Annotated in this window: 20 protein-coding genes and 1 pseudogene; 7 read left to right on the forward strand and 14 right to left on the reverse strand. The window is 60.7% G+C overall.

The annotated features are described in order from the left end of the window. Nucleotides 1-318: 318 nt before the first annotated feature. Entirely contained in the window at nt 319-3,297 is a 2,979-nt protein-coding gene (locus CA234_RS19365) for a TrlF family AAA-like ATPase (protein WP_126002528.1), read from the reverse strand. Nucleotides 3,298-5,027: 1,730 nt separating this feature from the next. Next, nucleotides 5,028-5,534, reverse strand: coding sequence for a hypothetical protein (locus tag CA234_RS25050; RefSeq protein WP_241213590.1), 507 nt, complete (start codon nt 5,532-5,534; stop codon nt 5,028-5,030). Here CA234_RS25050 and CA234_RS19370 point away from each other — a divergent pair. Both CA234_RS19370 and CA234_RS19375 read left to right on the forward strand, forming a co-directional pair. Beyond that, complete coding sequence (locus CA234_RS19370; RefSeq protein WP_241213588.1) at nt 5,415-5,984, forward strand: Crp/Fnr family transcriptional regulator; 570 nt, start codon at nt 5,415-5,417, stop codon at nt 5,982-5,984. The two genes, CA234_RS25050 and CA234_RS19370, sit on opposite strands and share 120 nt — an antisense overlap. Nucleotides 5,985-6,101: 117 nt before the next feature. Then, nucleotides 6,102-6,338, forward strand: a complete 237-nt coding sequence (locus CA234_RS19375) for a hypothetical protein (RefSeq protein WP_126002530.1) — start codon at nt 6,102-6,104, stop codon at nt 6,336-6,338. 338 nt (nt 6,339-6,676) lie between these two features. Here the strand turns inward: CA234_RS19375 and CA234_RS19380 are convergent, their stop codons facing one another. The 4 genes from CA234_RS19380 to CA234_RS19395 form a co-directional block, all read right to left on the reverse strand. Then, nucleotides 6,677-7,261: a recombinase family protein gene (locus CA234_RS19380; RefSeq protein ID WP_126002531.1), complete on the reverse strand. Its 585-nt coding sequence runs from the start codon at nt 7,259-7,261 to the stop codon at nt 6,677-6,679. 409 nt (nt 7,262-7,670) lie between these two features. After that, entirely contained in the window at nt 7,671-8,405 is a 735-nt protein-coding gene (locus CA234_RS19385; RefSeq protein ID WP_126002532.1) for an NTP transferase domain-containing protein, read from the reverse strand. Next, entirely contained in the window at nt 8,402-9,499 is a 1,098-nt protein-coding gene (locus CA234_RS19390; RefSeq protein WP_126002533.1) for an inositol-3-phosphate synthase, read from the reverse strand. The genes CA234_RS19385 and CA234_RS19390 overlap by 4 nt, the downstream gene beginning before the upstream one ends. Then, entirely contained in the window at nt 9,499-10,353 is an 855-nt protein-coding gene (locus CA234_RS19395; RefSeq protein ID WP_126002534.1) for a CDP-alcohol phosphatidyltransferase family protein, read from the reverse strand. The genes CA234_RS19390 and CA234_RS19395 overlap by 1 nt, the downstream gene beginning before the upstream one ends. 282 nt (nt 10,354-10,635) lie before the next feature. Between CA234_RS19395 and CA234_RS19400 the strand changes: the two genes are divergently transcribed. Further along, entirely contained in the window at nt 10,636-11,661 is a 1,026-nt protein-coding gene (locus CA234_RS19400) for a VacJ family lipoprotein (RefSeq protein ID WP_126002535.1), read from the forward strand. Continuing rightward, entirely contained in the window at nt 11,658-13,136 is a 1,479-nt protein-coding gene (locus CA234_RS19405; RefSeq protein WP_126002536.1) for an oligosaccharide flippase family protein, read from the forward strand. Before CA234_RS19400 ends, CA234_RS19405 begins: the two co-directional genes overlap by 4 nt. A gap of 633 nt (nt 13,137-13,769) precedes the next feature. Here the strand turns inward: CA234_RS19405 and CA234_RS19410 are convergent. Further along, entirely contained in the window at nt 13,770-14,648 is an 879-nt protein-coding gene (locus CA234_RS19410) for an ATP-binding protein (RefSeq protein WP_126002537.1), read from the reverse strand. Next, on the reverse strand, nt 14,575-15,975 hold the full coding sequence (locus tag CA234_RS19415; protein WP_125972972.1) for a Mu transposase C-terminal domain-containing protein: 1,401 nt from the start codon (nt 15,973-15,975) through the stop codon (nt 14,575-14,577). The genes CA234_RS19410 and CA234_RS19415 overlap by 74 nt, the downstream gene beginning before the upstream one ends. Before the next feature lie 191 nt (nt 15,976-16,166). Between CA234_RS19415 and CA234_RS19420 the strand changes: the two genes are divergently transcribed. Further along, on the forward strand, nt 16,167-16,739 hold the full coding sequence (locus CA234_RS19420) for a recombinase family protein (RefSeq protein ID WP_126002538.1): 573 nt from the start codon (nt 16,167-16,169) through the stop codon (nt 16,737-16,739). A gap of 52 nt (nt 16,740-16,791) precedes the next feature. Here the strand turns inward: CA234_RS19420 and CA234_RS19425 are convergent, their stop codons facing one another. The 6 genes and pseudogenes from CA234_RS19425 to CA234_RS19450 all read right to left on the reverse strand — a co-directional run bounded on the left by CA234_RS19425 (nt 16,792) and on the right by CA234_RS19450 (nt 21,670). Then, complete coding sequence (locus tag CA234_RS19425) at nt 16,792-17,331, reverse strand: flagellar basal body protein (protein WP_346962896.1); 540 nt, start codon at nt 17,329-17,331, stop codon at nt 16,792-16,794. A gap of 277 nt (nt 17,332-17,608) precedes the next feature. Next, nucleotides 17,609-17,854: pseudogene (locus CA234_RS19430) on the reverse strand (YHS domain-containing protein); the annotation flags it as partial. Between the two features lie 41 nt (nt 17,855-17,895). Continuing rightward, on the reverse strand, nt 17,896-19,662 hold the full coding sequence (locus CA234_RS19435; RefSeq protein ID WP_035219816.1) for an oleate hydratase: 1,767 nt from the start codon (nt 19,660-19,662) through the stop codon (nt 17,896-17,898). A 27-nt stretch (nt 19,663-19,689) separates the two neighbouring features. Continuing rightward, entirely contained in the window at nt 19,690-20,556 is an 867-nt protein-coding gene (locus CA234_RS19440) for a 3-hydroxyacyl-CoA dehydrogenase (RefSeq protein WP_125972968.1), read from the reverse strand. Next, nucleotides 20,553-20,981 carry an acyl-CoA thioesterase gene (locus CA234_RS19445; RefSeq protein ID WP_126002543.1) on the reverse strand — a complete coding sequence of 143 codons (429 nt, stop codon included), beginning with the start codon at nt 20,979-20,981 and terminating at the stop codon, nt 20,553-20,555. The genes CA234_RS19440 and CA234_RS19445 overlap by 4 nt, the downstream gene beginning before the upstream one ends. Before the next feature lie 65 nt (nt 20,982-21,046). Continuing rightward, nucleotides 21,047-21,670, reverse strand: coding sequence for a TetR/AcrR family transcriptional regulator (locus CA234_RS19450; RefSeq protein ID WP_017503240.1), 624 nt, complete (start codon nt 21,668-21,670; stop codon nt 21,047-21,049). A 155-nt stretch (nt 21,671-21,825) separates the two neighbouring features. Here CA234_RS19450 and CA234_RS19455 point away from each other — a divergent pair, with 155 nt between their 5' ends. Then, the gene (locus CA234_RS19455) at nt 21,826-22,914 is read left to right on the forward strand and encodes a catalase family protein (protein ID WP_026109628.1); all 1,089 of its coding nucleotides are present in this window, start codon (nt 21,826-21,828) and stop codon (nt 22,912-22,914) included. A 40-nt stretch (nt 22,915-22,954) separates the two neighbouring features. Further along, complete coding sequence (locus CA234_RS19460) at nt 22,955-23,566, forward strand: hypothetical protein (RefSeq protein WP_017503242.1); 612 nt, start codon at nt 22,955-22,957, stop codon at nt 23,564-23,566. Nucleotides 23,567-23,569 lie beyond the last annotated feature (3 nt).

A 23,569-nucleotide genomic window follows, 5' to 3' on the forward strand; every position in this document is an offset into this window, starting at 1 on the left:
GCATGATCAATCGTCGTCGATCGGCTCGCGGCACACCCATCAGGTGCATCATCAGTTTCAATTACACCGGACCTCAGTTTTGGTGTAGGTTCTGTGCGGCTCCGCTTCCAAAATGACGGTCATGAGAGGGTACGAAGTCGCACACGCGGGACTTTCCACCCCTGTGGCGGCAGTGCTCTCCACTGGCGTTCTCGTAGCCGGCGCCATCGCAATGATTGGATGGAAGCGAGAGATGGTCCGGCACGTCCAGGCAGCTGCGTGACCGGAAACGGACGGGGCAGCGGCGCTGCCCCGTCACGTAGCGTGGCCTGAAGCTCGCTATCTTTTCAGCCTTACGCGCAATCTGCGCGCTCGCTCGCGGAATGCCTGCTCACCCCCTTCGAGGATGTCACAGACAGCCTTGCGTATGTGTTCATCTTCCAGACCTCCGGCAACGTAGGTGATAGGCGGAAGGCCACCGCTCTGATGTGTACCACATTCTGCGATGATGATCTGATCAGCATCGGTGTTGATGACCAAGTTAGCATTGTGCGTCACCATGATCACCTGCCGCTTGCTTTTGGCCGATATGAAGAGCGACACCAGCTCGTCGAAAACCGATTTCGGGTCGAGGTTTTCCTCCGGTTGATCGATTATTAGGGGACGATCATCCCCATCATCCAACGCGAGATACAGCAAAAGCAGGACAATGCCGCGAGTGCCAGGGGAAAGCTTCCGAATGTCTATGCCGTCGTATCTTATTTCATAACGGACTGAGATGTGGTCGGTGCTGAACAGCCAATGCGCAAAGCTCTTTGACCATGAACGAAACTCTGCCCGTTGACTTTGCGCAAAAGGAGCATGCGCAAACAGATCACGTGTGTGAGCGGCGATGAAGCCGGACATAGCGATTTGCACATCTGAGGAGCTTCCCGTCTCCCAAGGCGTGCGAAACGTGGTTTCCGCAAGATCAATTAGCGAGCCACGTCCGAAGAAAGGACCCGATTTGCGACAATCTATAAGATTATCTTCAGCGAACGCTCCCCAGCGGCGAACGTCTACCACCCGGCCAACAGAAAAGCTAAGCTTTCCGAGTGTTCCAGGCGCGGCTGCGAGGCGAGCCATCAAAGGCGCGTAAAGCTTTGCCAATGCATTCTGTTCGTTGATGATGGCTTCGAAAATTCGGGCGTAGGCTTCGTCCCGCTCGACCTGAAGGTCCTTCCGTCGTGCCGCAGCTCCCTGCGCGTCCAGCAGACAAGAATCAATTCCTTGTAGTTCACTGTTTTCCTGAGCAATGCGGGCAGACAGTGCATTATACTGCCCTCGCACGACCTGATCAGCGCTGATGAGTTGCTCAAGGCGATGCATTTCAGCTTGGATGAGCGCCAAGGGTAGTGTGGCCAGGTCTGCGTCATCCGCGACAAGTGGGACGCTCGGATTCGAAGTCGGTGGCGGGGGGGCGCCACGAAGGTTTGCAATCTCCTGATCGGCCCAGATGATGTATTCCTGCAGTGCCTTTTCGACGTTGCCCTTGTAGACGAGGAGAAAGTCCTCCCATTGCGCTGCGCTGAGGCCGCTGCTTGCATGGCGAGCTTGAGCTTGGCGCAGGAGCTCTGGTGCCTTCGTGACCTTGGTGCTGCGAACTTCGTCCTGCATGGCGAGGAAGGTCCGTCGCTGATTGGCATATTGTTGGATACGGGAGTTAACGCCTTGAGCTGCCGCATTAAGCTGAGCGTGACGCTGTGCCTGAGCCTCTGTGCCCTTAACGACCAGCTTAGCAAGGTCGTTTGAGTACCCTTCGATTAAAAGTCGCTTTTGAGCGGCTTGATTGCTCAGCGAGGTGACAAGCGTTTCCTTTTCGATCTCCTCTGCGATCCGTTCGGAAATCGTCGAAATCGCTTCACTCTCTCGCTGACGAGCCTGCTGGAAACGCATAGTCCAGCGATCTCGCAGCTGAGCAAAGTTTACCGCTCCGTCTCGCTGATCGCGCGGGTGAGCCTCGAAAATGACGCGTTCGATTTCATGGATGAGGCCTTCCGAAGCGCCCTTGGAAGAGCACAGCTCCTCTACAAATTGCTGGGAGAGGTAACGTGCCCTCGGAAATGCGGAGGCACTATTTGCGTCACGGCCGTCCAGAAACCGCGTGACGGTTGTTCCTCCGCCCCAAGTGAGGGTTGATGATCCGTCGCCTATCAGAGAGCGAGCACGGGCGAGAAATGATGGACTTATATTTTCGTCAGCTTTCCAGGCAGCTGGCGGAATCGCATCGGCGCCAGCTGCAATCATGTCGGCGAGCGCAGTTTTCCCAGAACCGCGGGCGCCGATGATGGCGACGAGACCGGGATTAAGCGGCAACTTCGGGGTTGTAGCCCAAGCGGCGTTGCCGAGCTCGATTTCCGAGATCACCTGTGAGGGCATGGCCGTGTGTGGCGGCTCAGCACCGACGTACGCACGACCCGCAGGATCAATGCATGCCTGACGTAGCGCGTCGAATGTCACAGCGCCTTTGATCCAAGAATAGCGGTTCTCGATCGGATTACCAACGCTAGCGTGATCATGGGCATCACTTCCGTGGAGGCAGGGCTTACAGCCTTCATACCCGTCCTGAAGCTGGTCGACGGACACGCCTCGGCGGCCGAGCCAAAACTCTCGCTGGGCAACACTACTTGCGAAGATTATGTCCGCGAACTTCTCGATCTCCTGTCGGACAGTTGCGTCTGCCGCCTGACGCAAGCCCGACGTTCCATCATCCGCGCCACCGGCTACTGCAACGAGAATGTGTTTCCTGGCCCACTCGCTGCCCTTGAGCACCTCGCGCAGCTGCGCAAAATTCACGCGGAATTGGGTGGCACCGTGCGCTAGCGCAGCCCGATCCTCTGCCAGGCTCGGGTTTGCGCGACGGCCAAGACGGATAAGCTCGTCCCGGCTGCAATCAAAGGAGTCATCAAAGGCATGAAAATGCAGGCGCTTGAGGATGCGTCCTACTTCCACCAAGTGGTTGTTGTCTTCCGGGCTTACTAGAAGATGCAGGTTAACGTACCCTTTTCGGGCAGTCACATCGAGCCGAAGCTCGATATTTGGAAATATCAACCCGACATCCGGAAGCCGGCCTGCCGCTTTGTAGGCCAAGATTTGCGAGTAGGTATCTGTTACATAGTAATCGGTCGCAGCGATAGCCTCGATGCACGGCGAGCTGGCCTCTAAGGCGTCAATATAGCCGGTCCATGGATCGGGTCCGCGGAATTGGTTGTTCAGTACAGTTCCCGGCGCGTGAATATGGGGCTCCCAGCGACGCCATTCCGAACCCCTGGTAATCATCAGATCTCCGTTGATGCCTTGTCGTTGGAGCTAGCATAGCGCGACATCTTGCAGCTTACAGCCAAATGTTCAAAGCCGACGTGCAGCCGCGGTTCTCCTCTCCATGAGAGGGGCTGCTGTTGGGGGCCGGGAGGAGGGCGCTTCCTACTGGGAAACCTGTCCAAGCTCCCTCCCCTCTCCTACCGCTCGCCTCCACGTTGACCATCAGGGCCCACCGGCCTATATAGCTCATGCAGATTGTTTCTATGGAATCATCTCCAAGGGCGTGCCGTGCCAGCGGTGCGCCCTTTCTGCATATTGGGGACAGGCCTGCCAGAGCCTGCCCCCTCACCCGTTATTTACGGGCGGCCTCTATGATCTTGATCACGAGACCCGCGAAGGCGATGCAGAGCATCGCCACCGCGATTGCAGATTGTGTGTCTATGGAAATCACCTCCATTCTGCAGCCAGAGGGCTGCAATGCCCGAATGGCTGTTTCGCGAGGAAAGCGGAAGCCGGTTTCGATATCGTCGAGCCTAAGGTCGCGCCGGAGGAGGCGCCTGACCCACCTCCTCCAACGATCGGCTCCAAGGTCGTCTCGGGCTTGGTTCGTCCGGAAGCTTGCGGTGGAACGCGCCAACGGCGGTGCTCTTTGGGTATGCCCTTCAAGGACCAGGCTGCAGCCGGTGCTTCAATCGCCATCAACACACTCAAAAGAGACTGTGCCATCGCGCACCAGGTATAGCAGACCTCCCGAGATTGGGATTGCAGGGGTGTCCGGAACCACCTGTTTGTCGTACATCCTCACGAGCGCAGGGATGTCAGCCGCTTTTGGACAGCCCGCCGCTCGCAATGGCCAGGAGTGGGTGGGAAGCGGCGTTCCGCTTTATCCTTCGGATCGGGTCCAGAACCAATGGCATCGCGCGGTAGAGATGGAACGAGACGTCACTCGGAAGCTTCCGTCACCCTCAGTTGTACCGACGCAAGACTGTGGCTCCGCCTTGTACATCACGGACGTGCTGGATCCCGAAGTGACAATACCTTCTCGGAATAAGACGAACTCTGCCCAATCCACTCGTCCACGGGGAGTGCCGCTCGGCCAGTAAGAGACGCCAAGAACTCCAGCCTGCTTCAATTCCGACCTAATTTGGTCGATCCCGCTGTCATCACCGAAGGTGCAGTGAGGCCTTTCGTCGTCGTTCGATCCGTCAACCCAGATGTTGTTATAACCGCTTGGCCGTTTGGGCTGACATGTCCGAAGAAGCACGATTACTCGCTTGAGATGGGGGAACGCTCCGGGAAGCCAATCGCGGCTATCGGCCTCACTCGCCTTCCATCCCTCGGCACATCCAGCGAGCGCAAGCGCGCAAGCTGACAAGGCTGCCCCCATGTTCCGCGTGAACTTTCCGCTCATGAAGCAGGCATGACATAGAGGTCGAACGGCCGAAAGTGGGCGCGAGCTGCCTGTCCGACCGGAGCTCCGTGGATACCATACCCGATAGCACGAGCACCGGCGGTTGAGGCGGTGTGACCGGGCCCACTGCGTGCGCCGCGGGTCCGGGGTCAGGAGCCGGGCGTGATGGGCATCAGCGGGGGCAGCGCTGCGCTATGAGGAGGGCTCCACGCAGCCCCCGCTGCCAAGAGCGGCGTGTGCCATTTCTATCTTGCGGCGGAATGTGCCTTTTCTAACTGGCGGCAAACTACGAAACTACCCCGATGTAAGCGCAACGTGGAAATGCGACACCTCCGCATCACGTTATGGCGTGAGCCGCGCACCAGACCCGCTGAAGCTCACGGATGAACTCGGGCAGTTCCCCTTCGGCCACGTTGACGCGGAGCGAGATGCTGAAACGGTTGACCTCCAACGCAGGCTTAAGCGTCTCGCGATCGCACACCCATTCCATACATGGAACGATTGGAAGGCACAGAAGTTTGACGGCGGCAGAATTCGTTGAGGATGGACAATGAACGACGCCCTTCATCCCCTGCGCGGCTTCATTGCGAAGGTGCAGCGTCTTGCTGACATCCGGCCAGAAGACGTAGCCGCCATCCGTGCCTTGCCTCATCGTGTAGCTAGCGCGCGCGCTAACACGTACATCGTTCGGGAGGGCCAAAGGCCACAGGAATGCTGTTTGCTGATCGACGGGTACGCTGCGCGCAGTAAGCTCTCCGCTGACGGAGGACGCCAGATCGTATCGTTCCACGTTGCAGGCGACATGCTCGACCTTCAGCACTTGTTCCTGGAGCGTGCCGATCACTCCGTGCACGCAGTGACAGACGTAGAGCTCGTTTGGATGCCGATGGCTGCGCTGCGTGATCTCATTGCGCGGCAGCCTGCGATTGGCACCGCATTCTGGCGCGACGCGCTGATTGATGCGTCTATCTTTCGTGAGTGGGTGCTCAACGTCGGCCGCCGCGATGCTAGGACCAGAATCGCCCACATGCTCTGCGAGTTTGTCGTCCGCAGTGAAGCAGCCGGTCTCGGAGCTGCGGAGAACACGCGACTTCCGTTCACACAAGAGCAGATTGGCGACGCGACGGGCCTTACGAGCGTCCATGTCAACCGCATGCTTCGGCAGCTTAGTGACGAAGGGCTCATTGAGCGCTCCTCCGGTATGCTCCGAGTTCGTGATTGGGACCGCTTCAGAAAAGTCGCAACCTTCGACGCCGCCTATCTTCATACCCAGCCTCGGCACGTAGCGACATGACACTAAACCATAGATGCGCCGGCTAACCCGCTTCCGCCTTCAGAGCTGCTCGTCGACGAATGAGCATGACCCAAGGGGAAGCTTGGAACCCGAGCGCGAGGTGAGCATTGCCGCGTTATGGCGCGCTTCTACTTCCGCATCATCAACGACATCGAAGTTCCCGATGAGCAGGGGCAGGAGCTTCAGAACCTCGCGGAGGCCCACCTAAAGGCCATTCAAGCCGCGCGCGACCTGGCCTCGCATTCGGTGCGCCTCGGCCGCCTCGATTTGAAGCACCAAATCCAGGTGCAAGACGATGCAGGAACCGTGTTGCTCACCGTCACGTTCGCTGACGCTATCGAGCTGTCTAAATAGGCAAACTTGCCAGCTGCTGTAGGACCTAATCTGGAGGACCTGGCGAACAGCGCAGCTGAGCTACCTTCCCTCTGCTGCGTCGACACGGAAGCCGTTCCCGCACCGTGCGCGCTTACATGCTGCCACCGTCTTGCGCGGTCCTGTCCGAACGACGATCTTTTAGCGGACAGTCTCGAGATGGGCGTAACGCGCACGCTATGTGGCGGCATCCTGATCACGATATCTCACGTGCCAACAGCAGCGGGGGGGTACGACCGCTTTTGAACAGGCCGTCACTCGCAACCGCCGGAAGTGGGGCGAGAGCGGACCGGGGGCTTCCGACCCATGAGCGGACGCGGCTAAGCGTCTGAAGGACCCGTCCACCCGGTACGAGCAAGGGTGCCCACGAGCGTAGAGCGAGCGATGCCGAAATTCCGGCACACCGCCGCTTTGCTGGTGCCGGATGCCAGTGCTTGCATGACCGCTTCCATCTTCTCCGCATCGATCGCCGGCGGCCTTCCGCCCTTACGCCCTCTCCGCTTTGCAGCGGCGAGGCCGGCCATCACTCGCTCTCGCGTCAAAGCGCGCTCGTACTGTGCCAAAGCACCGAACAGGGAGAACAGCAGCTCGCCGTGGGGGGTGGTCGTGTCCATCTGCTCGGTAAGGGAGCGGAATGCGATACCCCGCTCTTTCAGGTCCGCTATGATCGAGAGGAGGTGGGGCAAAGAGCGCCCGAGGCGGTCAAGCTTCCAAACCACCAGTGTGTCACCTTCAGCCAGATAGCCGAGGCAGGCTTTAAGGCCTGGTCGATCGTCCCGTGCGCCGGAAGCCTTGTCGGTATGAATGTGCCGCGGGTCGACACCCGCCATGGTGAGCGCGTCACGCTGCAGATCCACCGATTGGCGATCGTCCGCGGACGAAACCCGCATGTATCCAATGAGCATGTACGACAAACCCTCGAAATCAGCTTTCTGTACACTGCATCAAAGCGACAGGGTTTGTCGATCATTTTCTAAGACAAGACGATCGCGGAAACAGGGTTGTCGCTCAGGGTGTCGGAAATCATGTGTTTTCCGACAGGCGCATGCGTGGCCGCTTTCGACCAACTCAAGACGTTCCCGATCAGCGCGGGAACGGCCGCTCTCGCTGAAAGCAGTCATCGGCAGCGTTTCTGGCTCCCGGCGGTTCGCGCCTCTTTTCGGTCGATCAGGAGCTTCGTCGTGCCTTTAAACCCATCGATTTTGCGCGAAGCATCGCGACGGCGTTCTATCTCGTGCCCGTCCAGCGCGCGACGTCCTCCTGGTCCTCCAATCTCGCGACTAGGTGTCCACCCCCCTCATTATCCGGCCGCTATCAGCGCCGATGTTGAGCGTCGCCCTCGCGATGACGGCTTGATGTTAGCCATGTTTCCGCAATGCGCCACGCCCGCTCATCGTCCACATCGATCCATTCAAGATCGCTGCAATCTTTGATGCCGGCGGCCCCGTCGGATGCCAGGCGCCGCATCCCTTCGGTGAGAGAGGGCTTTTCCAATCCGCGAAGTGCATCGAAGAGGCCCTTGCCGACCGTAAAGACGCCTGTGTCGAAGCAATCATAGAAGGCCAGGCCCTTGCCAATGCCGACCAGACGATCGCCCTCCGTCTGAACGCACGTCACATCGTCCAAGTCGATCCAGTCGTTGTCGATCCGACGATCGATCCCGAGCGCCGCACCGCCGCCCGTCGCCGTGCCGGCCATGCGCCGATAGAAATGTGGCTCGACCAGATGGTCGCACATCGCAAGGATTGCCTCCACACCGTCCAGCAGAGGCTCGGCGGCGAGCAGCGACGACCCGTTGGGATACCGATGGTCCTCTACCCGTACGGTCTCGACACGGATCGGCCAGCTGTTCGCGGCTAGGTAGGCTTCGATCGTCTCTGCCTCATAGCCAACGACCACGATCGTTCGCGCAAGCCCGGCTTGCGCCATGCCGAACACGGCATGGGCAAGCAGGGTCTGCCCGTTAACGAGGCAGAGCGGCTTGAGCGGCGCGACAGCACGAAGGCGCGAGCCTTCGCCTGCCGCGAGAACAATGCCGGTGTCGATCATTCCGCTGCTAGTGCAATGAACTCGTCGACCGCGCGCGCCGCCAGATCGTCGGTCATCTGAAAACGCGGGTGCTTGCAGAAATAGGCCGATGCCGCATCGATCGGCCCCGCCAGCCCGCGATCCTTGGCCAGCTTGGCGCACCGGATCATGTCGATGGCGACGCCGGCACTGTTGGGGCTGTCCTCGACGGAAAGGCGCAGCTCGAGGTTCATCGGCACGCCGCCGAACATGGTCCCTTCCATCCGCAGAAAGCACACCTTGTTGTCGTTCTGCCACGGCACATAATCGGACGGGCCGATATGAACATTCTCGTCGTCCAGGCGCTCGGCAGCGACCGACTGCACCGCCTCGGTCTTCGAGATCTTCTTGGAGGCGAGACGGCGGTGATTCGACATGTTCAGAAAGTCGGTGTTGCCGCCGGTGTTGAGCTGATAGGTCCGCTCCAGCTTGACGCCGCGCTTGGCGAACAGATCGGTCAGCACGCGATGCACGATGGTGGCACCGAGCTGCGCCTTGATGTCGTCGCCGATGATCGGCACGCCAGCCTTGGTGAAGCGTTCCGCCCATACGGGGTCACTGGCGATGAACACCGGGATATTGTTGACGAACGCCACGCCCGCCTCGAGCGCGCATTCGGCGTAGAACTCGCTGGCGGCCTGCGAGCCGACTGGCAAATAGTTCATCAGCACGTCGGTCTTGGTCTCGCGCAAGGCTGCGACCACTTCCGCCTTGGTTGCTTCGCGCTCGCTCGAAAGCAGGAAGGTCCGATTGTCGTCATAGTCCGCCATATGTTCGGCGACGCCGTCGAGAACATGCCCCATCTGCACCTTCGTGCCGGTAGGCGGCACGGTTTCGCAGAAGATGGCCGTGCAATTGGGCTTGGCGAAAATCGCCTCCGACACGTCCTTACCGACCTTGCGCTGATCCACGTCCCATGCAGCGACGACACGGATATCGTTCGGCTTATAGCCGCCCAGGTCCCAATGCATGAGCCCGACGGTCTCATTTGCACCTTCGCGATAGTAGGAAAGCCCCTGCACGAGAGAGCTGGCACAGTTTCCTACACCAACGATGGCGATGTTAATGGCCGGCATTACTTCATTATTCCTTCAATTCGTGAAGAGTGTTTCATCGACACTGTTCCGAGGCGTTTTTCGACCATGCGATGTTGGAACAGTCCGAGGATAAGGATGATGTTCAGTGGGACGAGTTCAACCCACCAAAACAGGCGCGGATTGCCGATGAGGCAGGCAAGGAAAATCGCATAGACCCGAACATTGGCGGACAACAGGCTCATCAGCCGCATGGGCTTGGCGGCCAAGGCTCCATAGGTCGCCGCAAGGTCCGCGGGCGCAGGGTGATGCTGCAGCACGTCATCGAATCGCGCCGCGACGCGATCCAACATCCCCCAGCCAAAATCATACAGGCGAACGAGCGGATTGCGGCTGGGCGCAGGAAGCGCGATCATCGCCACTGCCTTGCAACGACGGTGAAAGCGGGCGCGCTCGCTCTCGAACATGTTGGATTGCACCATATGGGCAACGCCGGCGGCGACCGCCAATGCCCAGCCTTCCACCGTGCCGATCGACAAGGCCAGCGCAACATAGATCAGGATGAAAACGCCGTGGTCGCATACCCCGTCCAGCACGCGCCCCAGCGGGCTGGCGGTGCCGGTGGCACGCGCGATCATCCCGTCCAGGCCGTCGGCGATGAGCCAGCCGACGGACAGCAGCAAGCCGGCAAGGGCGAAAGGCCAGATTTTCCACTGCGCGTAGGCGAGCGCCGCTACCGTGCCCAAGGCGAGCCCGCCCAGGGAAACGGCATTGGCGGAGATCCCGCGCGCAAGGAACCAGGGCAGCAGGCGGCGCGCCGCTGGATGGATAATCCACAGGTTGGTCGGATCTTCTATCCGACGGTCTCGTGACAGGTCGGTGATGGCAAGCGTCATTGAAGCGTAATCTACGGGTTAAGGTGCCCGCTCAGCAAGCGATTTGCAATGGCCGTCATCGCCGGTTCAGGCAGGCTCCCAAGGGCGGTTGCGGAGATGGCCTGCATCCGGTGCCCGCCGGCCCACGAATGGGCGGTGACTTTCGTTTGAGTTTGCTGATAAGGAACGATTTGCGCCCGCCAAACCCGTCCTGTCGACCTCTCCGGACGATCGGAATGTCGGTGACAGTCGCCCCATATCCGTGCCGAATGCAGCGAGACACACTGCCATGAATGTCCAATAATGGGTGTTTCTCCTCTCATAGCGGCGATGCTCCTGGCCAGCGGTCCTGCGGCGGCGGACCCGGCAGGCACGCCCGACGAACTGATCGCGGTGCCGGTCCTTTCCGTTGTAGTGCCCGCTTTGGATGCCCAGTCCACCTCCGCATCGGAGCAAGCCACGGTTGCACCGGGTCAGATCGCGCCGCGGGCCGCCAGCGCTGCAACCGAGCCGGGGCAAGCCACCATTGCGCCGACCCACACTGTGCCGCAGGCCGCCAGCGCCGCACCCGAGCAAGCCCAGCAGGCAAATCCGGAAGATGACGAGATCGTCGTCAGTGCGAGACCGCGTCCGCCCCGCGAGGATCCTCTTCAGGAAGTGAACCTCAAGACCTACGCCGTCGTGCAGACGGCCGACAAGCTGGTCGTCGCACCCGCGGCAAAGACCTATTCCAAAATAGTGCCGTCCTTCATTCGCGCGGGATTGCGCCATTTCTTCAATAATCTGAACGAACCGGTCGTTTTCGTAAATTATATTCTGCAGCACAAGATCGGGAAAGCGTTCGAAACGGTCGGGCGCTTTGGAGTCAATTCCACGCTCGGCATTGCCGGCGTGGTCGACGTGGCGAAGAAGAAGCCCTTCCGGCTTCCCAAAAGGCGCAACAGCTTTGCCAACACGATGGGCTTCTATGGCATCAAGCCGGGGCCCTTTCTTTTCCTTCCGCTCGTCGGGCCGACTACGGTGCGCGATCTGGTCGGCTTGTCCGTAGACAAGCTGCTATTGCCCTCGACAGTTGGAAAGCCCTTCAACCGCGTCTGGTATACGTTGCCCGCCACCATCATCGGAACCTTGGACGACCGTGTTGAATTCGCCGACAAGTTGCAGAAATTCCGCGACTCGCCGGATCCATATGCGGCTTCTCGGGCATCCTACCTCCAGTCCAGGCAGGCGGAAATCGACGCGTTGCATGTTCACGGCCATCGCAAGCGCAAGCCGGAGGTGCAGCCGGACACGCCTGCAACGCCGCCTCCCCCGAATGGCCCCAAATGACCGTTGACGGGTCGCCGCCTAAGGCACCCGACGCGCAGAGTTCTGATGGAAATCGACGGCTCCAGCGCGGAGCGCTGGCGGTGGGCGGCGGGTTCGCGATCAAGTTCGGTGCCCGCATTTCCTTCCTGTTGGTGGCGGCCGTCCTATATGGCGCCACGCTTTACGGTGCGTACAGCGTCGCGCTCGCCGTCGTTGAGGTTTCCATCACCATCGGCGGGGCGGGCATGAAGACCATGCTTTTCCAGATCCTGGAAAATGCGGAGCATTCAACATCGCCGGGTGACCGCCTGCTCGAAACCGGTCTGATCGTCGTCGGTGCCAGTGCGCTGGTAACGGTGCTGATTGTTTCCTGCATATTGCTCTTGCCGGGGCTGGGACTAGTTGGCCGGACCCTGTTGTGGATGGCGCCGATCATCACTGGGCAAGCGTTGCTGGATCTCCTGCTTGCCGCCACACGCTGGCAGGGGCTTGTCCGCTACGAGGTGCTCTGCAGGAGCATCATCGAACCCTATGTGGCGGTTCTGGTATCCGTGGTCGCCTTCTGGTTCGGCGCCCCGCAATTTGGCCTCGTGATAGGCTATGCCGCCGGGACGCTTGCGGCGATTGTCTTTGCTCTGTCCGCAGTGCTGCGGAGCTTTGACATGCGAGGCGTGACCATAAGGCCCTCTGATTTTCGGCAGTTGTTCAGCACGATCCGCCACAATGGCTGGGTGACGGCGACGGATTGCGTCACCGCGCTTGCAGAACGCGTAGACCTTTACATCGTCGGTTTGATGTTAGGTGATGCTCCGGCAGGCATCTATGGTGTGGCACGGCAGGTCTGCACGCCACTTCGGCAGGTGCGACAGTCCTTCGATGCGCTGTTGACGCCCATCGTTGCGCGGGAGTTGCGACTTTCCGGTCTCGGTCCGGCGAGGCACACCATCGCCGGCGTGAGCAGGAAGATATTGGATCTGCAGTTGCCGACCTTCCTGCTGATCGCCGGCATGGGAGCGGCGATACTTCGTCTGCTGGGCGGCTATTATCCTGCCGCCTATGCTCCAATGCTGATCCTGTGCCTTGCCGAGATTCTGCAGGCTGGCTTCGGCATAGCCGATCTGCTGTTCGCGTATCGCGCGCCGGGGCAAGGGCTTGTAATAACGGTAGCAGGCGCAGTAATCGGCATAGTGGCTTCCTTTCTCCTGGCACGTTTCGGTATGGTCGGAATCGCCTCGGGGCTGTTGTTGGGGTACATCGCCAGGGCCTTGATCCGGCGGAGGATGATCCATTTACACTTTGCCGTTTACTCCCCTCTACGACCGCTGATCCCGACAGCCATCGCCTTCGCTGCTGGTGGAGCAGTGGTGCTAATAGCGGTCCAGATCTCCAATTTAACGGCTTTAGTGCCTGCTATTTTCGTTACCGCTGCAGCGGGAACCATTTTCTTTACGACGCGAAAGTTCGTGCAACGTGTATTTCATCTTCAGATGGCTTGACGAGCAGATGAACGTATCTGTTCCCATCTTGGGAGCCGGTGAGGGGATGGTTGGAACTATGCGCCAGCCAAATTTCCTGTCACGTACCAGCCGACCTTGTGACTGGCATTCTGGCGTGGGCGGCGCTTGAACAAAGGTAGTTGCCGATACTGCGGTGGTTGTGCGCCCATGTGTGCGCGGCTCCCGCAGCGAAGGAGCTTTCCCTCGCTTCCTGTCTTTGGATGAGTGAGCGCGGATGTTCTAGACGTCGACTCTTGGCAAAACCTGCCGTTGGACACGTAATGCAATAATGGCGGATATGTCCCAATGCCCGCCAATGCCGGCGGCGGATTGACGGAAAACCCTGTTTTCGACAGGGATGTACGACAAACAGGTGTTTTTCGGGTCGCCGAGCTCTTCCCTGCTTAGCTTGGAGCACGTCTGATAGCGTGATCAGAATGCCGCCACTTAGCGCGAGCGTCTACGCACCCGAGCTAGCAGATGAGCATTGTGCTTCATTCTCTCAACTCCGTGTGGAACGCCCTTTCTGAGAAAGCCATTTTGAGAACGGCTTTTGAGAATCCGGCGGCAACGGTTTCGCAGGGTTTGTGTAAACGTCCTCGCTAAATGTCGGCTTTCTTATCGCGATATTTGTCAGTTGCCTGGTCCTATCACAAGACAGTCGCGGGCGGCCTGCACGATGTCGGGCGACACGTCATCGACGCGGTTGAGGGTCATGATCCGGCGCATCTGGGCGAACAGGCGCTCCATCAGCCGGAAGTTGCCGCGCGTGATGCGGATTACCGCTGCCTGTGCCTCGATCGCGTCGAGCTGGGTCGGATCGAAGGTGATGCCGAAATTGCTGACGTGGGTGGCGAGCAAAAAGCGCATTTCCGTCTCCGTCAACGGTTTGAACTCGTGAACGAAGCCGATCCGTGAGTAGAGCTGGGCATAGCGGGCGAGGCGCTTTTCAAGGCCCGGCATTCCCATCAGGATCAATCCGAACCCACGGCGATCGGCCATGTCGCGAAGGTGTTCGAGCGACTTGATGGTCAGCCGGTCGGCTTCATCGAGGATAACGAGCGGACAGGCCATGCGGGCAGCGTCATGGTCTACGTCATCCACCGAGCCAGCGACGATGGTCATGCGCGCGTAGCCCAATTTCGTTAGATTGACTCCCATCGCCTGGTCGATTGCCTTGGGCGTGTTGCTGACCGAAACCGTGTAGAACATGGCTCGGCATCGAGCGATTTCCTCCGCCAGCGCCGGAGCGATGGGACTCATTGCGCCATAGCCTTGCAGATTGGGAAGGCTGGCAAACTTCCGCGCCGATCGCGTCTTTCCGACTCCCGGTCGCCCGTGACACACGCCGATATAGCGGTAGTGCCCGCAGGCTTCGGCAAACTCGACGAACCGGGCATGTTCGCGCGTCGGCAGGAACGGCTGCTCGGCCGGGAACTCAATCGTCAGCGGCGTAGAGCCGGAGGCCTCGATAGGTGGTGGGCCGGGAAGCCGTATCCTCTTGGTCGCCATCGAAGATCTCCGGGGTGGCGAGCGCCTGTTTGTCGCGCTCTCTTGCGCTGCGCCGCGCTCGCTGGATCGCGCGCAGCGACGGGCTACCTTCGTGCTTGGGGCTGAGCGCCCGGCAGACGAACTGGCCTTGGTGGTAGACATGGATTTCGGTCAGGTCGCGAGGATCATAGACCGCCTCGACCTGTTCACCGACGAAGGCGGCGAGCGTCGGCTCGACATAGCGCCTGCCCATCAGGCGGATGCCGTCGCGCAGCACCTTGCGGGGCTTGGGCACATGCACGAGCAGCATATCGAGCTGTTCGAGGCTGTCCGGCATGGCGGGCAGGAACCCGCCCTTTTGCCATCGCGTGATCGGGAGTTCTCCGGTGCTGCCATGCGGGCGGCGGTGATAGACGTCGCATACGAACGTCTCGAACCGGGCATGCAACTCGTTGAGCGTGAGTGCCGGGGCCGACAACGGCTTGCCAGCGATTGTGTGTCCGGGCAGCTCTGACAAGAACATGTCGTTGATGGTGCGGAACACCCGCTCGATCTTGCCGCGCCCGCGCGGGCGACCCGGCAGCGAATGGATGAGGCGGATTTTGAGGGCGATGCACGCCTGCTCGATGTGCTCGGAGATGAAATCCGAGCCGTTGTCGACGTAGAGCTGCTCGGGGATGCCGCTGATTATCCACTCGGGATTGGGCTTGCGCCAGATCGCCTGCCGCAATGCCAGCGCGGTATTGAGGGCGCTCGGCGCGTCGAGGCTAAGGAAGTAGCCGGCGATGGCCCGACTGTGATCATCGAGAATGACGGTCAGCCAAGGGCGCACCGGCGTTCCGTTGTCATCGAGCACGATGATGTCGAGCACGGTATGATCCGCCTGCCACATCTCGTTTGAGGCCGCGGCTTCACGCCGATGCACCAGCTCGTGCTCGTCGCGATAGGCGGCCGGATCGGAGGCCACGGCGATCCGGCTTGCCGGTATTGCCCTGACGACACGCGCGACGGCCGAATAACTTGGTGACCGGTGCCCCTCAGCGACGGCGAGTTCCTGGACCTTCCGGTGAATGGCGGCGATCGGGGGACGTGGACGCTTGATGGCAAGGTCGCGGACAAGCTCGACCAGGTGGTCCGGCAGTTGCAACCTGCCCCGATCGGCGCGCGAGATGCGCGCGAGGCCGACGAGGCCGTCTGACCGATAGCGAGCGAGCCAACGCTGCAATGTTCGTTCGCTCACCGTGCCGGTGCGAGCGAGGTCCGCGAGCGGGATGTTTTCGGTCAGATGCGGTTCGAGGATGCGATAGCGCTCGGTCGCCAGTGGCGGAACGAGCGCCGGGTGGGTCACCGCCGACGGTCCATGCCGGAGGTAAGGAAAACGGAGATTTGCTTGCCTGCCACGTTGCGAGATCCGCTCGATTGCAAAACCGGCCTGTTCGACGTAAATCTACCCGGTAAAGAAAACTAGGGCAACATAATCCTGTCAATGACGACTTCCTTGCCAACAGCCGGTCGCCGGCGCCGCAACAGCCGCCAACCATGAAGATCGGTTACGCGCGCGTCTCGACCGCCGAGCAGAATCTCGACCTGCAAAAGGATGCCCTGCTCGCGGCCGGGTGCGGGAAGGTCATCACCGACAAGGCGTCGGGCGCGACCGCCGCCAGGCCCGGCCTCGACCAGGTGAAGGAGCAGCTTCGTGCCGGCGACACACTGGTGGTATGGCGGCTCGACCGGCTTGGCCGCTCGCTGCGCGATCTGATCGGGTGGATGACCTATCTCGACGAAGAGAAGGTTGGGCTGCTGAGCCTGCACGAGGCGATCGACACCAATACGTCCTCGGGCAAGCTGACGTTCCATCTGTTCGGTGCGCTGGCGGAGTTCGAGCGTAACCTGATCCGCGAGCGCACCCAGGCAGGCCTCACTGCCGCCCGCGCCCGTGGCAAGAAGGGCGGACGGCCGACCGCGCTCAGCAAGGACAAGCGCGACCTGGCCGTTCGGCTATATCACGAGAACACGATGCCGATCGCCAAAGTCTGCTCCATGCTAGGCATCTCCAAACCGACGCTCTATGCCTATGTGCGCTCCGCGGAGGCCAAGACGGCATCCGCGTAACGGGTATGGGTTGATCCAAAAGCCGACACTAGAAGCACGTTGGAGCTGGTATTTACCCTCGCTTTGTACCGAGAGCGGTTTTCATGTAGCTATCCAGCTTGCGGCTGATCCCCGCGACCGTTGAGAATTCAGCCTGAATATTGCCCATTTTAAGAAGCTGGTCTTCCAACGTCACGTTGTTGCCGTCTGGCTTTGTTTCACTTGTGTCTCTATCGAGTACGATCTCATTGGACAGCTGTGGCGGACGAGCCCCCAATGCTGCCATGCTTGCGGTAATTGCCACCTGCGGTCGTGCTATCTGTGGCCCGTTTCTCGGACTCAAAGTACTCTCAAGAAGTTTAGCAAAATCAGGCGCGTTGACATCACGCGCTTTATATCCAGGCGTCTCGCTGTTGGCGATATTTCCCGCAATAACGCGTTGTCGCAACGATAGGTTTCGCAGCGACGCGTCAATTGCATTCAGCAGTGGCGGTTCAGACACCTGAAGAATCCTCCTGCGCATGCCACGCGCGCTGATCGGCCCCATCTTTATAGGAAAATTTTGCGTTTGGGGGCTCGAACCGCTCTCATCGGTATGCGCGGTCTCGAACACACGCGGTCCTTCGACTCGCGGGCAAATTAGATATCGCTAACGTCAAATAGCGCGATCAGAACGCCGCCATTTATCGCGAGCGTTTACAGGTTTGCTCGAGTGGTGCTCCCCCTTCCCTCTCCTGCTCATCATGCGTTCCCAATCGGGAAGGACGGCATGCACTCGCTAGTCCCTCGGCTGAAAGGTTGCGCGGAAGAATGCGAGAAGATGGCCGCGTAGGGTGGGAATGATCGCTATGGGTAGCAGCACCCTCATGGTGCGGCTCGGCATGCGCTACCCGTGCTGCATAATGCACGGGGTCGGCGTCGAACTTCGCCTTACAGCCGGCCGAGCAGAAGGCGTAACGCTCGCCTTCATACTCAGCCTTGTGAGCGGTCCTGGCGGGATCGACCACCATGCCACAGACCGGATCATGGTCGACGTGACCGGACGGCGTTTCGCCGTCCGGCTCATGATGGTGATGATGGCCGTGCGCCCCAGTCACCTCGGCGGCGCGTTCGCTCTTCTGATCGTCGTCGGCCATTCATCACCTTTCACACGCCGCGCGTGCCTTTCGGTCTTTGTTCACTCCTCGATCAGATGGAACTCTTCGAGCAGCTTGGCGATCTCTGTGCCTTCGAGCTTCTTCATCAGCAGCTTGCGCAGGAAGGCCGGTCCGGGAAGATCGATGCCCTTGCCGTCCCGCAGCGGACCGATCGCAGCAAGAAGTGTACGAATATCATAGGTCGAGTTGAAGACCTCCGGCACGCCGCGCTCGACATTCATCAGCGTGTAGACGGCCTCCATCGGGGTTCTCACCGAATATTCCGTGGTGAAGATGCAGTCCCGCTGCTTCGATTCCGCGAACTGGCCGATGAAGGCGAAGTTGACCGCGCCCTCCGGCACCACGTCCGGCCGGTCACCCGCCTGGCGCGGCATGAAGAAGGCGGTAATATAGGGCATCATCGTGGGAACGGTGCTGGCGCCGGATGCCGCGAGTTCGGGAATGTCCTCGACCGGCACGCCGAGGTGATAGAGCCATTCCTGGGTGATCTCCTCACCGGTGCATTCCTGCATCGGCTTCTTCACGAAGTCGCCGGGGCAATCGACAAAGAGCGCGTAGAACCAGGCGATCATCTGATCTTTGGGCTGCTTCTTGAAATGCGGCTGGCGATGAACCGTCCAGCTCAGCAGCCACGCCGAGTCCTTCACCGTGACGATACCGGCGGAGACGATCTTGCCGGTAAAGGGGTTCCGCTTGGTGATCTTCTCGACATAGGCCGGAATGCGGGCGTCGAGGGCGGTGATGGAGGCGGAGGCCCATTTCGTCTCCGGGATATGGGCGCCGAACACGTCGGGGCGGCCGAAGGCCGGATCCTTCGCGGCGATGCGGCGCCACAGGTCCCAGGCCGGCGCCGGTCCTTCATTGAGCTTCGCCGGCGTCCTGTGGTCGCCATTGTCGGAATTCTCGGTCAGCGAGCCGATCGTGATGAAGACGAGATCGTCTGGCCCGAGATCGACGCCGCCTTCGACGCCGCGCTCTTTCCAGTGAATGCGGGTCGCTTGCTTGCGGCCGGGCTGGATGTCGAAATCGACATCGGTGACCTCGACGCCGTAGCGGAACGTGACGCCGTGATCGGTCAGCCACTTCACCAGCGGCAGGACCATCGATTCATACTGGTTATAGCGGTTGAACTTGAGCGAGGAGAAGTCGGCGAGACTGCCGATATGATGGATGAAGCGGTGCAGGTAGAGCTTCATCTCCAGCGCGGAATGCCATTCCTCGAAGGCGAACATGGTGCGCCAGTAGAGCCAGAAATTGCTTTTGAGGAAGTCTTCGCCGAAGACCTCGTTGATACGCTTGTTCTCCATCTCCTCGCGCGTCGCGAGGAAGACCGAGAGCAGGTCCTTCTGGGCCTTGTCGTTTAGCGTCAACAGCGCTTTGTCGGGCACGTCCTGGCCCTGGTTCTGCGTCGTGCGCTGGAGCGAAAAGTTGGGATCGTCCTTGTTGAGCCGGTAGAACTCGTCGAGCACGCTGGCGTCCTCGATCTCCAGCGAGGGGATCGAGCGATAAAGGTCCCACAGGCACTCGAAATGTTCTTCCATTTCGCGGCCGCCGCGAATGACGAAGCCCTTTTCGGGCACGTCCAGACCATCGAGCGCGCCACCAGGGATTTCCAGCTCTTCAAGGATGGTGATGCGGTCGCCGGAAACGCCGCCGTCGCGGATCAGGAAGGCCGCGCCGGCAAGCCCCGCCAGCCCCGAACCGACAAACCAGGCCGTCTTCTTGTCGGCGCCCTCGGGCTTGCGGGGACGCACGAAGGCTTCATAGTTTCCGCTGCTATAGTGCATGGCGAACTCCTGTTCTTCTTGTTGGGATCAGTCTGCGGAGGGCTTGTAGCTGTAGAAGCCTTCGCCCGAGGCGATGCCGAGCCTGCCCTTGTCGATGTAGTTTTCCTTCAGCCAGGCGGCGAGCGACTGAGCATGCTCGTCGCCATGCGAGAGGATGTTGTAGGGGGTGTTCAATCCGATGATGTCGTAGATCTGGAACGGCCCCATCGGCGCGCCGGTGGCGATCCGCCAGACCTTGTCGACATCTTCCGGCTCGGCATAGCCGCCGGCCGCCAGATCGGCGGCCGCGTTCAGGAGCGGCACCAAAAGCGAATTGAGGACGTAACCCGCTTTCTCCTTGCGCACCGGGATCGGCACCATGCCGATGGCGGAGGCGAAGGCGATCAGGGCATCGAACACGGCCGGATCGGTGTCGTCCGTGCCCATCACCTCGGCGGTGTTGAACTTCCAGATGCTGTTGGCGAAGTGCAGCGCCAGAAACCGGTCCGGTCGGCCGGTGTAAGCCTTCAGGTCGCTCGGCAGCAGGGTCGAGCTATTGGTGGCGAAGATCGTCCTGTCCGGCGCGACCCCCGCCAGTTTCTCGTAGAGCGCCTGCTTGATCGAAAGAACCTCCGGAACCGCCTCGATCACGAGGTCCGCGTCCGCGACGGCCGCGCCGAGATCGCTCAGCAGAGCGATCCGCTTGAGCACCCCGGCCGCCTTGCCGCCAGCCGCGCCCGACACCTCGTTCGTGTAGGTTTCGACGAGCGCCGCCAGCCGTGCGCGCGCCTGTTCGAGCGCTTCCTCGCTGATGTCGTAGGCGACAACATCGAAGCCGCTATAGGCCGTCTGGAAGGCGATCTGGCTCCCGAGGACTCCCGTGCCGAGAACCGCCACTTTCCTGATATCGCTCATCCAATTTCCTTCTGCGCGGTATCGTCACTTAGAAACGGAGCCGCCACCTCCACCGGGACGCGGGCCAGTTTGCCGGTTTCCCGATCGACCAGGGCCCATTGGGTCAGCGAGGCGACGATCGTCCGGCCGTCTTCGGCATGGAATTCGACACATCGTGCATAGCGGGCACCCCGCGGCGCTCGGATGACCCAGGTGATCGCACTGACCTCGTCTCCCGCCCGGACATTGCCGCGATAGTCGACCTCATGGTGCAGCACGACCGCGACGAACCGGTCGCGATCCTGCGGCCGCGCGGCCGTCAGCCAATGCGCCACCGACACATCCTGAATCCAGGTCACCCAGACCGCATTGTTGACATGGCCGAGTTCGTCGATGTCGGCGTCCCGGGCGCGGAAGCGGATATGGAAGCGCCGATGCTCATCCACCTCGCCGACGAGTGGGTGTCCGTGCTCATCGCAGCCGATGCGTCGACGATCTGACACGATCCCGCTCACGAATACGCCTGCTCCTCATGCGACGAACCCAGTCCTGCCATGGCGCGGAAGAAGCCGACGAGCATCTCGTCGCGCGGCATGGCGCCTTCGACATCGCCCTGCACCGCCAGTCCCATCCAGACCGCGTAAAGACCGATACCGGTCTGCATCGGCGGCAAGGCCGGACGAAGTGCGAAGCGTTGCGTCAGATCGGCGACGAGCTCACCGAACATCCGATAGCAGGCCGCCTTGCCCTCCCGGTGCCGCTCGGCGAAAGCCGGATCGCGCCGGGCATGGAGCTGCAATTCGATCGAGAGCAGTGACCATTGTGCCTCGTCGGCCAACTTCGCGAGCCGCGCGGCCAGCACCTGCAGCGTCGCCTCGATATCGTCGCCGGAGCAGTGCGCGACCAGGTCGCGAAGCAGTGTGACCTCGTCCTGGATATGGCTTTGCAGGATCTCGACCAGCAGATCATCCTTGCTGGCGAAGTTCGAGTAGAAGGCGCCCTGCGAATGCCCTGCGGCGCTGCAGATGTTGCGAATCGACATGGCAGAGACCCCCTCCTCGATAATCGAGGAATGCGCGGCCGCGATCAGCCGGTCCCGCGTCTGGCGCTGCGTGTCCTTGCGCGTAAGCGGCATGGGTTCGTTCTCCAACCAACGGGCGAGACGTGCGAAACCTTTTCGGAGGTTCCGCGTTCTCAGTGAGACCAGATATCAACTGATATCCGAAATCAACGGCGATTTCGACCCGAAATCGTTCCTGGGCAACGAAATCTCAGTGTGAAGGAGCGCTCTTGGCTCAAACCTACATTGGCTATTCTCCGGACGTGGAGGTTCTCGGCAAGGACGAGGAGCGGCTGACCGCCGAGATCCTTGAGATCATGGCGAATACCAACCGCAAGGCGTTCGAACGCCACCGCCATGCGGTGCGCGACGCCCATGCCAAGAGCCACGGGTTCCTCAAGGGCGAACTCGTCGTACCGGAACTGCCGGAGCATCTGCGTCAGGGGCTTTTCGCTCGCCCGGCCACCTATTCCATGGTGATCCGCCTCTCATCAGCGCCGGGCGACATTCACTCCGACACGATTCCCGCCCCGCGCGGCATGGCGATCAAGGTGATCGGCGTCGAAGGCGAGCGGCTTCTCCCCGAAGACCAGGGCCAAAACCAGGATTTCCTGCTCGTCAACATCCCGACCTTGAGCTTCGGCACGATCGGTAAATATCGCCAGCTCATCAGCCTTCTGGAGAAGAATGCCCAGAACCCGGTCTTTCTCCAGCGAGCGATGGCTGGGGTGGCGCGCGGCGTGGAAGCTGCGGTCGAAGCGGTCGGCGTCGAGCCCGGCGCCACGCTGCGCGGTCTCGCGCGCGACAACGACCATCTGCTTGGCGAGACCTATCACTCGATGGCGGCGATCCGTTTTGGCGATTACATCGCCAAGATCAGCGCCGCGCCGCTTTCCGACAATGTCCGCGCGCTCACCGGCAAGGACGTCGGCACGGTGGAGGATGCCACCATGCGCGATCTGGTTGTCGAGCATTTCCGCGACCAAGGTGCTGAGTATCAACTGCGCGCCCAACTTTGCGCTGATCTCGACAAGATGCCTGTCGAGGACGCGGCGGTGCTCTGGCCCGAAGAGCTGTCGCCACACCAGCCGATCGCCACGCTGCGCATCCCGCCGCAGGACGCCTATTCGCCGGCGCGGCGGGTCTATGGCGATGACGTGCTGTCGTTCAATCCCTGGCACGGTATCCGCGATCATCAGCCGCTCGGATCGATCATGCGGGTGCGCATCGCCGCCTATGAGCGATCCACCCGCTACCGCCATGAGATGAACGCCCAGCCTCGTGTCGAGCCGACAAACATCGACGCCATCCCGGACTGACGCACCGATCGTCACACGCAATCACGAAAGGAGGCCAGCCATGGCCGAAACCGAAGATACCCCGCAGATCGACGAAACCCGCCTTCAAGCCATCCGGCGGCGGATCGAGGAAGTGGCCGGCGACGCGCCGCAGCTCGCCAAGCTCGCCCTTGAGCAGATGGTGACGAAGCACAATCCCGACCTCAAGGGCACGGCGGGCTCGGCTGGCCGTGTCGGCGCCCAGTCCGGCAATGTCTCCGAGCTCACAGCCATCGCAAACTTGAAGCCAGGCGGCGCGGACCGGCTGAAACGCATCTTCGGGCTGGTGAACGGCAATTTCGATGGCGCGCAGAAGGTCGGCACGCTCCACAATATGCGGTTCGTGTTCTTCGACAACGACACACGCATCCTGTTCGCCACCGCCTATGACGGCGACTGGGACACCTATATCAACGACTTCGCCACCAAGATCCCCGACCTGATGGACCTGCTTTTCGCTTCGGTCGAAGGTTGGCCTGGCATCGCAAGCCCCAAGGTCAAGGATTTCATCGCCGAGCATCAGATCACCGCTGCCGGCTGGTTCGTCGCCAACCCGCAGGTGACCGTCGTCGACGTGCGCCGCCTTCAGCGGATGGAGCATGCGGTCAACGAATTCCTGGACAAGGTGGGCTGAGCC

The organism is Sphingomonas sp. ABOLE, from assembly GCF_003950455.1.
Lineage (GTDB): Bacteria > Pseudomonadota > Alphaproteobacteria > Sphingomonadales > Sphingomonadaceae > Sphingomonas > Sphingomonas trueperi.